This is a genomic window from Lentzea sp. HUAS TT2 (assembly GCF_051853195.1).
Classification (GTDB): domain Bacteria; phylum Actinomycetota; class Actinomycetes; order Mycobacteriales; family Pseudonocardiaceae; genus Lentzea.
Genome location: NZ_CP196667.1, coordinates 5,391,623 through 5,401,845 on the forward strand (window position 1 = coordinate 5,391,623; position 10,223 = coordinate 5,401,845).

At 68.3% G+C, this 10,223-nt stretch carries 9 protein-coding genes; 4 read left to right on the forward strand and 5 right to left on the reverse strand.

All coding sequences use genetic code 11. The features are described from left to right. Nucleotides 1–173 precede the first annotated feature (173 nt). Genes ACSHWB_RS26895 through ACSHWB_RS26910 form a run of 4 tightly spaced genes read left to right on the forward strand, consistent with a single transcriptional unit; the run spans nucleotide 174 to nucleotide 3,994 of the window. The gene (locus ACSHWB_RS26895) at nucleotides 174–2,567 is read left to right on the forward strand and encodes a nitrate- and nitrite sensing domain-containing protein (protein ID WP_439656059.1); all 2,394 of its coding nucleotides are present in this window, start codon (nucleotides 174–176) and stop codon (nucleotides 2,565–2,567) included. Between the two features lie 26 nt (nucleotides 2,568–2,593). Next, a complete protein-coding gene (locus ACSHWB_RS26900; RefSeq protein WP_439656060.1) occupies nucleotides 2,594–3,031 on the forward strand; it encodes a roadblock/LC7 domain-containing protein in 438 nt (145 codons plus the stop codon). Continuing rightward, nucleotides 3,028–3,405, forward strand: a complete 378-nt coding sequence (locus ACSHWB_RS26905; RefSeq protein WP_439656061.1) for a DUF742 domain-containing protein — start codon at nucleotides 3,028–3,030, stop codon at nucleotides 3,403–3,405. The genes ACSHWB_RS26900 and ACSHWB_RS26905 overlap by 4 nt, the downstream gene beginning before the upstream one ends. After that, entirely contained in the window at nucleotides 3,386–3,994 is a 609-nt protein-coding gene (locus tag ACSHWB_RS26910) for a GTP-binding protein (protein ID WP_439656062.1), read from the forward strand. Before ACSHWB_RS26905 ends, ACSHWB_RS26910 begins: the two co-directional genes overlap by 20 nt. 51 nt (nucleotides 3,995–4,045) lie before the next feature. Here the strand turns inward: ACSHWB_RS26910 and ACSHWB_RS26915 are convergent, their stop codons facing one another. The 5 genes from ACSHWB_RS26915 to ACSHWB_RS26935 form a co-directional block, all read right to left on the reverse strand. Further along, on the reverse strand, nucleotides 4,046–5,407 hold the full coding sequence (locus tag ACSHWB_RS26915) for a tryptophanase (protein WP_439656063.1): 1,362 nt from the start codon (nucleotides 5,405–5,407) through the stop codon (nucleotides 4,046–4,048). A 76-nt stretch (nucleotides 5,408–5,483) separates the two neighbouring features. Beyond that, on the reverse strand, nucleotides 5,484–6,668 hold the full coding sequence (locus ACSHWB_RS26920) for a tryptophan dimethylallyltransferase family protein (protein ID WP_439664671.1): 1,185 nt from the start codon (nucleotides 6,666–6,668) through the stop codon (nucleotides 5,484–5,486). 304 nt (nucleotides 6,669–6,972) lie between these two features. After that, a complete protein-coding gene (locus ACSHWB_RS26925) occupies nucleotides 6,973–7,923 on the reverse strand; it encodes a lysyl oxidase family protein (protein WP_439656064.1) in 951 nt (316 codons plus the stop codon). Continuing rightward, nucleotides 7,899–9,233: an NAD(P)/FAD-dependent oxidoreductase gene (locus ACSHWB_RS26930; protein WP_439656065.1), complete on the reverse strand. Its 1,335-nt coding sequence runs from the start codon at nucleotides 9,231–9,233 to the stop codon at nucleotides 7,899–7,901. The genes ACSHWB_RS26925 and ACSHWB_RS26930 overlap by 25 nt, the downstream gene beginning before the upstream one ends. Continuing rightward, the gene (locus ACSHWB_RS26935; RefSeq protein WP_439656066.1) at nucleotides 9,233–10,057 is read right to left on the reverse strand and encodes a glycosyltransferase; all 825 of its coding nucleotides are present in this window, start codon (nucleotides 10,055–10,057) and stop codon (nucleotides 9,233–9,235) included. The genes ACSHWB_RS26930 and ACSHWB_RS26935 overlap by 1 nt, the downstream gene beginning before the upstream one ends. Nucleotides 10,058–10,223 lie beyond the last annotated feature (166 nt).

Sequence of the window (10,223 nt, forward strand, 5' to 3'; positions counted from 1 at the left end):
GCGCAGTTGACTGAGTACTCTGCACTCACCCCCTCAAGATCATCGCTGTTGGTCATGTTGATCATGTGGTGTTATCTTTCCGTCGCCAATTCGGGTGGTCGTGGAGCGTTGTGAAGCTGAAGAACGTGCCTGAGACGAATTACAAGACAATTCGTTCCCGGCTCACTGGTGTCGTGGTGGTTCCCAGCGTCGTCCTTCTGGCCATGTGGGCGCTGTTCTCGTCCTACACGGTGTTCGAGGGTCTCTACCTCCAGCTGGTCGCCTCCGGTGCGCGGGACGCCTCGATCCCCGCGGTCCAGTCGTTCGCGTCGCTGCAGAAGGAACGCGAGCTGAGCATGACGAGCCTGAGCCGCTCGGGCTCCAGCACGTCGGCGTTGGTCAAGCAGCAGCAGGACACCGACAAGGACGTCGAGAAGATGAAGTCGGCGTTCGCCGAGCTCGCTTCCCAGGCGCCGCAGGAGATCGTCGACGGCATCAACAAGCTCAACGGGCTGCTCGACCAGCTGCCGGACCAGCGCGAGCGCCTGGAGGCCGGGTCCTCCTCCAAGGACGAGGTCTACCGCTACTACAACAGCGTGCTCGACGCCGGCGGCTCGCTGTTCGGCACGCAGGCCCGCATCGTGCCCGACGCCGAGACGGTGCAGGGCGCGCTAGGTGCGTTGCAGTACTTCCAGGCCTCGGACGCGATGTCGCGGTCCAGCTCGGTCGCCGCGGGTGCGCTGGCGGCGGGCAAGTTCACGCCGGAGGAGCACCGCGAGTTCGCGAACCTCGTCGGCGCGTACCACTTCACGCTCAACGTCATCGAGCCCACCGCCCTGCCGGACGTGCGCGACCACTTCAAGGAGCTCACCGGCAGCGCGCCGTACCAGCAGCTGGTGAACCTGGAGAACCGCCTCCTGCAGAACTCGGAGCGGCCGGTCGGGCAGCAGGTCACGCTGGCGGACTACGAGAACGCCACGCGCGCCGTGTCCACCGAGCTGACCACGATGGTGCAGGAGCAGTCCACCGGCGCGGTCAACATCGCCATGGCCAACGGCAAGGACAAGTTCACCACCGTCCTCATCGGCAGCCTCATCGCCCTCATCGCGGTCATCGGCGGCATCTTCGTCGCGGTGCGCGTCTCGAACCGCCTCGTCAACAAGGCGTTGATCGTCCGCCTCATCGCGCTGAAGAGCGACTCGCTCAAGCTCGCGCACGAACGCCTGCCGAACATCGTCGAGCGGCTGCGCGAGGGCAAGCACGTCGACGTCGCCGCCGAGGTGCCCGCGCTCGACTACGGCAACGACGAGATCGGCCAGGTGGCCGACGCGTTCAACGCAGCGCAGTACACCGCCGTCGCCGCGGCCGTGAAGGAGTCGCAGACCCGTGAGGGCGTGAACCGGGTCTTCCTCGACATCGCGCGCCGCAACCAGGGCCTGGTGCACCGCCAGCTCAAGATCCTCGACAAACTGGAGCGCGAGGAGGAGAACCCCGACCACCTCGACGCGTTCTTCCAGCTCGACCACCTCGCGACCCGCGCCCGCCGCAACGCCGAGAACCTGATCATCCTGACCGGCGAGCAGCCGGGCAGGCAGTGGCGCAAGCCCGTGCGCATGCTCGACGTCGTGCGCGCCGCCGTCGCGGAGACCGAGCAGTACGCCCGCGTGAAGGTGAACCCGGTGCCCGAGGTCGCGCTGGTCGGCGCCGCCGTCGCGGACACGATCCACCTGATCGCCGAGCTCGTCGACAACGCGACCTCGTTCTCCTCGCCGCGCTCGCAGGTCGAGATCCACAGCAGCGAGGTGCCGCAGGGTCTCGTCATCGAGATCGAGGACCACGGCCTCGGCATCAAGCCGGACGACCGCGAGCTGCACAACAAGATGCTGGCCGCGCCGCCCGACTTCGAGGCGATGAGGCTTCGTGGCGAGTCCCGCCTGGGCCTGTTCGTCGTCGCCCGGCTGGCCGCGCGCCGCCACATCCACGTCGAGCTGCGCGACTGCCCGTCCGGCGGCACCATCGCGCTGGTCCTCATCCCGTCCGAGCTGATCGTCGGCGAGGCGGGCGCGGTGGACCCCGCGGACTCGGTGCAGATGCCCAAGCCGACGTTCCGCCAGCAGGCGCTCCAGCAGGCCTCGCGGTCGCCGGAGGCCCTGGAGGCCTCGGTGCCGATGCAGGGCGACCTGGGCCACCGTCCCGGCGAGAGCTCGACCGAGACCTTCCACCTGGACGAGTTCTGGGCCGGGAGGGCAGTGGGAAACGGCCGGAGCCCAGGCCCGGAACGGGACCTGGACAGCAGCAGCGGGCACATCGAGCTGCCCCCGGGAGACCGCCTGGGAGGCGCCTGGCCGACCGACGACCCGGCGGAAGGTGAGGCGACGACGCGTCAGAACACCCGGCCGGAGCTGCCGCGCCGCAGGCGCCAGCAGCACCTGGTACCTCAGCTGGCCAACGACGAACCCCGGCCGATGCCCGAACTCGCGGAGTTCGACCCCGAGGAACGGGCGGAACGCACCCGCGACGGCATGTCCGCCTTCCAGAAGGGCACGCGCAACGCCCGGCAGGCAGACGACGACGTCGTGGAACCGTGATCACGAATACTGAAAGGGCTATTTCCGTGGACGACCTGACCGGCGGGCACCCCGAGCTCAACTGGCTGCTGGAGGACCTCGTCGGGAGAGTGGTCGGTGCCCGGCACGCGGTGGTGCTCTCCGCGGACGGCCTGCTGCTCGCCCACTCTCCCGAGCTCTCCAAGGACGACTCCGACCACCTCTCGGCGATGGCGTCGGCGTTCCAGAGCCTCGCACGCGGCACCGGACGCCACTTCGGAGGTGGCCAGGTCCGGCAGACCATCGTGGAGATGGAGCGCGCGCACCTGTTCGTCACCGCGGCGGGCCAGGGCGCCTGTCTCGCGGTGGTGGGCGACGAGGACGCCGACATGGGCATGATCGCCTACGAGATGAACATGCTCGTGAAGAGAGTCGGCGCGTACCTCTCCTCCGCACCCCGGACACTGGCGTCACCGAGGATGCCCAACCCCCTCGGGTTGTCATGAGCAACTCCTCCGACTGGTGGTACGACGAGGCGGCGGGCCCCATGGTCCGCCCGTACGCGATGGTGAGCGGCCGCACCCGGCCCAAGCCGGCGGGCGAGGACCTGACCCTCACGACCCAGGTCAGGGCGTTGCGCACGACAACAGACCAGGCCACGCTGTCGGTGGAGCACCTGGAGATCATCAAGCTCTGCCGGAAACCGCTTTCCGTCGCGGAGGTCGCCGCGTACCTGCACGCACCGCTCGTCGTGGTGAAGGTGCTCCTGAGCGACCTCATCCAGCGCGGTGACGTCATCACCAGCGGCCCGGCCACCACGGTGGTCCCGGTCGACATGAACCTACTCCAGAAGGTGCTCGATGGTGTCCGTGCAATCTGATCGGCCTGATTCCGGGCAGGGGAGAGAAGAGCTCACCATCCCCTCGTCCGTCAAGATCGTCGTCGCCGGCGGTTTCGGCGTCGGCAAGACCACGATGGTCGGCGCGGTCAGCGAGATCACCCCGCTGCGGACCGAGGAGCTGCTCACCGAGGCCGGCGAGGAGATCGACGACCTCTACGGCGTCGAGGGCAAGACCACGACCACGGTCGCCCTGGACTTCGGCCGCATCACGATCAACCCCGAACTGGTCCTCTACCTCTTCGGCACCCCCGGCCAGGACCGCTTCTGGTTCCTGTGGGACGAGCTCGCCATCGGCTCGATCGGCGCCGTCGTCCTGGTCGACACCCGCAGGCTCGACGCGGGCTTCGGCGCGATCGACTTCTTCGAACGGCGCCGCATCCCGTTCGTCGTGGCGGTGAACTGCTTCCAGGGCAGCCACTCCTACACGGCGGAGGAGATGCGCGTGGCGCTCGACGTCGCGGCCAACGTGCCACTGGTGCTGTGCGACGCCCGCGACCGGGAGTCGTGCAAGGCGGTGCTGGTCCGCGTGATCGAGCACGCGATGAACCGCCTCGACGTGATGGCCTGATCTTCTTCTGGTGATGCCCTTGGCGTTGTGCGCCAAGGGCATCAGCTGTTTCTACAGTCTGACCTGCTCCAGCCGGCAGCGGAACGGCCGCAGGATCGGCGGCACCTCCGTGAGCCGGTAGCCGGGAACCTGCTCGGGATCCTTGGCGATGCCCGCCAGCGTCTCCGCCACGTACTCCAGGTGGCTGCGGGTGTACACGCGGCGCGGGATGGCGAGCCGCACGAGTTCGAACGGCGCGGGCGTGATCAGGTCGCCGGCCGGGTCGATCTCCCCGAGGTAGAGCGATCCCACCTCGGCGCACCGGATCCCGCCCGCGAGGAAGAGCTCCGACGCGAGCGCGTGACCGGTGAACCGGCTCGGCGGGATGTGCGGCAGCAGCCTGGCCGCGTTGAGGTACACCGCGTGCACGCCCGTCGGCCGCACACTGTCCACACCGGCCTCCCGCGCGCAGTCGGCGAGGTAGGCGGTGGCCTCGGCCCGCTCGCGCAGGTACAGCGGGTCGGTGACCTCGACGAGGCCCTGCGCGCACATGTCGAGGTCGCGGCCGGAGAGCCCGCCGTACGTGCTGAACCCCTCGGTGGCGATCAGCAGCAGCTCGCACTGCTTGGCGAGGTCCTTGTCCTGCAGCGCGAGCAACCCTCCGATGTGGACGATGCCGTCCTTCTTCAGGCTCAGCACACACCCGTCGGCCAGCCGGAACGCCTTCTTCGCGACCTCGCGCGGAGTGTGGCCGCGGTACTTCTCCTCCCGCTGCGTCACGAGCCACGCGTTCTCGGCGAACCGGGCCGCGTCGAGGATGAACGGCACCCCGTGCCTGCGGCACAACTTCTTGACGGCCTTGAGGTTCGCCATCGACACCGGCTGTCCGCCGCCGCCGTTGTTGGTGATCGTCATGAGCACCAGGCCGACATCCTCTGGCCCCTCCAGCAGTTCTTCAAGGGCGACGAGGTCGATGTTGCCCTTGAACGGCTCGTCGCTGTCGAGGTCCGCGAAGGCCGGTGACGGGAGGTCCCGCACCACGCCGCCCGCCAGCTCGACGTTCGCGCGGGTGGTGTCGAAGTGCGTGTTGCTGACGGAGATCTGCCCTGGCTTCAGCAGCGAGCCGAACAGGATCCGCTCCGCCGCCCTGCCCTGGTGCACGGGCAGGATGTGCTCGTACCCCGTGAGCTCCTCGGTCACCTCGCGGAACCGGAACCAGGACCGGGAACCCGCGTAGGTCTCGTCGCCGCGCATCCCGGCCGCCTGCTGCTCCGCGGACAGCGCGCCCGTGCCCGAGTCGCTCAGCAGGTCGATCGTGACGTCTTCCGCCGTGAGGTTGAACTGGTTGTACCCGGCCTCGGCGTAGCGGCGTTCCCGGTAGTCGCGGGTGGTGATGGGAATGGGCTCGACGACCTTGATGCGGTACGGCTCCACGGCGGGCCTTTCTCGGTGCGGCGGATAGTGGTGTGGCTCGGAACGTTGCCGTTCGCCAACGAGCCGGGCCGCGCCACTAGACAGAGAGTGCTTTGGCACGAGGCGGCGTGACGTCGTACGCCTCGGAGGACAGGTAGACCGAGACGCCGGGTTTCGGCCTGCCCAGCCGCAGTGACACGTGGGCGATCAGGCCCACGCCGTCACCGAGCGGCCGCTGGACGAGGCTCGCGAGCGCCATGACGAACGGCGCCGTGTCGAACCCGCACCTGGCCATGATCGCCAGCACGCGTTCGCACGCCTCGAGGTCGTCCTGCACGTAGTCCCGCACCGGGATGTAGAGCGAGTAGCCGCTGGGTCGTTCGGTGTCGCCGGCCAGGAAGGTGTAGCTCGACATCAGCGGCCGCTGGGAGAACGGGTCGGTGCCGCCGCGGGCGAGCGCGCAGACGTCCGCCAGGAGCGCGGGGTCGACGTCGGGCACCGCCGCCGCTGCCGCCACCACGTCCGCGGTCACCGCGTCGTCGTGGGACACGTAGGTCTTCACCCTGGCATGGTCCTCGTCCATCAGGTCGAGGGCGAAGAAGGAGAACCGGTCCTGCCCGTCGCGGCGCAGCGCGTGCTCGGCCACGGCGGGGAACGCCGCACCCAGGCCGAGCCGGGACAGTCCTTCCGTGACCAGGGAGGTCGCGCTCTCACGGCCGCGCACGTCGGGGTTGAGGTAGACCTTGATCGCGGGAGGTGCGTCCTGCCCGACGATCAGCGAGTACCAGAACGCGAACACGCCCTGCGGGTCCTCCGGCAGGAACAGGTCGCGCACCCGGTCGAACTGCGAGAGGTTCAGCCGGTGCTGCTGCGCGAGCCGGTCGAGCACCCCGAGCGCGGCGGCGAGGTTGGCCCGCGGGCCGGGCTGCTCCGCGAGCGACTCGACGATCATGCGGACGACCGGACGCTCGTTCTGGGCCAAAGCCACCGAGAATTCGACCGGGGAGTGGTCGTCGGCCACATAAGAGGTCCAATGCGGAACAGCGGACAGAGGCAACCGGGAACCGGGACCTAATGCCTCACCCAGCAGTTTTGTCGCACTTTCGGCCGCGTTCGCTAAACCGACGGCTCGCAGGAGGTCGTGTAGTTGTCCAATGGCGAAATCATGCAGGGAGACGGCTGGCGCGCTCAAGATGGGGCACTCCTGATCGGGCCGGTAATCCGGTCGGTTGCAATCCTGACGGGGTGGAATCGCAACCTGAATTCTCTCAACCAGCCACATGCCCAGGTCAAGAGCCAAGGGGGTTGCGTGCGACACTCTGCGCTGTGATCAAGATTGCACCGCTCGGTCTATTGACTTGATCGCTCCATGCTGTCTTCCTGTGTGATTGTGTTTGCGGGCACGGGTGTGCTATGCGCGATCCACAATGGTGTCGCAGAGTGAAGGATTGTGCTAATCGCGGGCAATGTGGTAATGCGAGAGTTTGTTGCTCGTTTGTCTCGGTACAAAAGAAAAAACAGGGGCGTTCGCGGCGCGAACACCCCTGAACACCCCCGTTCGGGGCTTGTATTGAAACCTCTCAGCCTTACGTCCTGGCGCACCTGGATTTACCTGGACAGCTGCGGATCATCCGCACCACCGGCGCCTCCTCGATCGTGCCGGGAGGGTTCACCGCACCGTCCGGCCACTGCATGGAGATCGCGATCGACGACGCGTTGTTGTCGTAGTTCTTCTCCAGCAACGCGCGGTCGGCGTTCACGACGTTGACGACGTCGTACACACCGGACTTCACGCTCGTGAGGTCGAGCCACTGGAAGTCGACGTCGTGCCGGTAGTCGTCACCGGAGCCGACCGAGATGCCGAACATGACGTCCACAGCGGAAGGGTTGTGGTGTTCGCACATGTGACCGTCGAGGCGCTGCGCGAGCTGACCTGCCGGGCTCGCCGGGTCCTCCGGCCGGTGCGCGAGGTCGTCGAAGACCGTGTATCGGTCGCCGATGCAGAAGCCGTTCTTGCGGTCCGTGACGACCACGCCGCCGTCCGGGGTGCGCAGCTGGAAGTACTCGAAGTTGAGCAGATGCCAGTGCGTGTGCGTGGGAGCAGGTTCGTAGTAGGCGCTGGAACGGGTCTCGCGCCGCGCCTCGTTGTACGACCCGGCGATCGAACCGTCCACACCGGACTGGATGGCCTGACGCACGTCCATCGTCGGAGTGGCGGTGCTGTCGCGGTGCGCGTGCAGCAACAACGGGCCGTCGCCCACGTTGTCGATCGAGGTGGTGAACCTCAGGCGGACGGCCTGGGCGGTGCCGCCGCGGTACATGCACTTGCCCCGGGGTGCCGAGGCGTCCTCCACGAGGCACACGTCCCAGTCGCCGCACATGATCGGGGAGCCGTCGAAACCGCCGGGACAGCCGATGGGCGCCTGGCGGAGGTCCGGCAGCAGCGGCGCGGGGTCGGCCTGGACGTGTTGTGAGGAGACGAGGTTGACCGCGGTGATCGTCAGTGCTGCGATCACCGCGCCGATTCTGCTGACCATGCGGCGTTCTCCTGGGTCGGGGAGCTCCTGGCGGCGCGCAGGAGCGTGTCCGTCACGGAGTTGGAGAGTTCGACGCTCGAGTTCCAGCTCGTGACGTTGGGGTAGACGTGGGCCGTGGTGGCGAGCAGCAGGCGCGTGCCTGCCACCTCGACTGCCGGTCGCTTCGCGAGGTACCCCAGCGGGTACACCGGTTCGACGAACGGCGCCTTGAACACGCGCACCTCGTCGACGTCGTCGGCCGTGAGTCCTTTGTGGATGCTCAGCAGCTGCTCGGTCCACCGGCGCGCGATGCTGTCGGCGTCCTCGCGGTACAGCGCGGACTCGCGGTCGGTGTAGTGCATGACGTACACGAGGTGCCGGTCGCCGTAGCGCTGCGAACCGGTCAGCGGCGTCATCTCGATCACGCCGTCGAAGTCCGTGCCCGAGCGCAGCACCGGCGCCCAGTAGTGCCCGGACAACGGCTTGCGCAGGAAGAACAGCGTGTTGACGACGCCCTGGTACGGCAGCCGCACCTCGGGCAGCCGCGGCGCGAGGTCGGGATCGGCGATGGCCCGCAACGCCGGCAGCGGGACCGTGGAGACCGCGTGGTCCGCCTCGATCGTCTCGCCACCGGCCAGCGTGACGAGCACCCGGTCCGCGGAGGCCTCGAGCCTGCCCGCGGGTGCCGACGTGCGGACCTCGCCGCCGTGCGCCTCGATGGACGCCCTCAGCGCGTCGATCACGCTCTCGTAGCCACCGGCCGGGTAGCCGCGCACCGCCTCGTTGCTCTCGCGGCCCAGGCGCTGCCACACGTACAGCGCGGGCACGTCCCCGAACGCGGAGCCGAACTTGGCGCCGAACATCGGGGCGAGCATCAGCTCCCAGATGGTGTCGCCGTACAGGCCGCGCAACCAGTCCTCGGTGCGCAGGTTGTCGAGGTCCTTGCCCTTGCCGAGCCTGCGCAGCAGCAACGAGACCACGCCGAAGCGGATCCGGTTGACGAGGCTGAGCGGCCGGAACCGCAGCAGGTCCAGCGCGGAGTTGAACGACCGGTGCTCGCCCTCGACGATCATGCCCATCGTGGTCGGGTTCCAGGCGACGCTCTCGCGCAGGCCGACCTCGTCCAGCAACGCCAGCAGTGCCGCGTCGGTCGGCATCACGCAGTGGTAGAAGCGTTCCACCGACCGGCCCCGCGAGGTGAAGAACGTGCCGAGGCCACCGAGTTGGTCACTGGCCTCGAGAAGCGTCACGGCCATGCCCTCGCGGGCCAGCCGGTGCGCGGTGGCGAGGCCGCAGATGCCCCCGCCGATGACGACGACCCGTGCGGCCATCAGAGCTTGCGGAACGGCACGGGCGCGAGGCGGTCACGCGTGAGCAGGAGCAGGTACTGTTTGAGGGTGCGGCCGAGCCGGAGCTTGCTGGCGCCGGGCTTGCGGTCGTAGCGCAGGTGCAGCGGGATCTCGCTGACGATCGGACCGCAGTGCCGCAGCTTGAGCAGGAGTTCGACCATGCAGGCGAACCCGCGTTCCTCGACCAGACGCTCGCCCCAGTGCGCGGTGGCCCGGCGCAGCAGGCTGACCCGGTAGGCGCGGAAGCCGCTGGTGAAGTCGCGGACGCCGTCGAAGTGCAGGATCTTGCCGAACACGACGCGGGCGCCGCGCGAGAGCAGCCTGCGCCACTGCGGCGCCGTCGAGTCGTCGCCGCCCGAGACGAAGCGCGAGCAGATGACGACGTCGGCGCCGGCCTTGATCTCGGTCAGCATCTTCGAGAACACGCCGGGGTCATGGGTGTCGTCGGCGTCCATGACGATCAGCACGTGGTCGGGGGCGGCCTCCGCGAGGACGGCGCGCAGTCCTGACTGGACGGCCTGGCCGAGCCCGAGGTTGACCGGGTGGGTCACCAGGCGGACGTCGAGCCCGCGCACGCCGGTCGCGCAGGCGCCGGTGCCGTCCGACGAGCCGTCGTCGACGACCCAGACCGTGATCCGGTCGGCGAGGTCGGTGCCGGCGATGCGCCCCAGCAGTGACGGCAGCGCCTCCGCCTCGTTGTAGGCGGGCAGGACGACGTGCACATCGCCGCACGTGCGGATCGGCTTCTGCACGATCGCGACCGGTTCGCCGGCGGAATGCCGGATGCCGTGTTCGTCGACTCTCACGTTCAATGCCCCCTCTTCGGTGGCTCGTGGTTGGTGGCGTGAATTATTGACACGGCGTGCTAAAGCTTTGAGGCGGCCCTGGGTGAGTTCAGGGCAGGAACAACGTCGAATCCTCACCAACTGCGTTCGAGCGGAACACTGAAGAGGGAATATTGATACCCGAAGA

What these genes read in the sequence shown, in the direction of transcription:
- ACSHWB_RS26920 (WP_439664671.1), bottom strand. Translation starts at nt 6,668, where the DNA reads ATGTGGCTGGTTGAGAGAATTCAGGTTGCGATTCCACCCCGTCAGGAT.
- ACSHWB_RS26930 (WP_439656065.1), bottom strand. Translation starts at nt 9,233, where the DNA reads ATGGCCGCACGGGTCGTCGTCATCGGCGGGGGCATCTGCGGCCTCGCC.
- ACSHWB_RS26925 (WP_439656064.1), bottom strand. Translation starts at nt 7,923, where the DNA reads ATGGTCAGCAGAATCGGCGCGGTGATCGCAGCACTGACGATCACCGCG.
- ACSHWB_RS26910 (WP_439656062.1), top strand. Translation starts at nt 3,386, where the DNA reads ATGGTGTCCGTGCAATCTGATCGGCCTGATTCCGGGCAGGGGAGAGAA.
- ACSHWB_RS26905 (WP_439656061.1), top strand. Translation starts at nt 3,028, where the DNA reads ATGAGCAACTCCTCCGACTGGTGGTACGACGAGGCGGCGGGCCCCATG.